The organism is Dellaglioa sp. CoH-57-MRSF-16 (assembly GCF_056782055.1).
Genome location: NZ_JBXAXZ010000133.1, coordinates 1 through 313, shown reverse-complemented (window position 1 = coordinate 313; position 313 = coordinate 1). Strand labels below are relative to the sequence as shown.

At 58.8% G+C, this 313-nt stretch carries 1 protein-coding gene; it reads left to right on the top strand.

Annotation, left to right across the window (positions count from 1 at the left end):
• Positions 1–34: 34 nt before the first annotated feature.
• Positions 35–313 (top strand): hypothetical protein (locus tag AC1RPH_RS08170; RefSeq protein WP_481762088.1); only part of this gene is annotated, 279 nt, incomplete at its 3' end.

Sequence of the window (313 nt, the reverse complement as noted above, 5' to 3'; positions counted from 1 at the left end):
CAGTAGCACCGCAACATCCGGTGCCCTGACCGCTGTGAACAACGAAGGTACGGGAACTGGACTCGTCGATAACAACGGAACGGCTGGCGGTATTGCCACGATCAAGTCGCTAGCCGCTGGCTCTAACGTCACGATCACACCATCTGGCGATGGTAAGACGCTCACGATTGCCGCCAACCAAGCAATCACACCGGCCACAACCTCTGCTATCGGCGGTGTGATCATTGGTGCTGGCATCAACGTCGATGGAACCGGCAAGATCAGCTTGGCACCTCCGACGGGCGTGAACTTGGGCGGTGTCAAGGCCGGTACC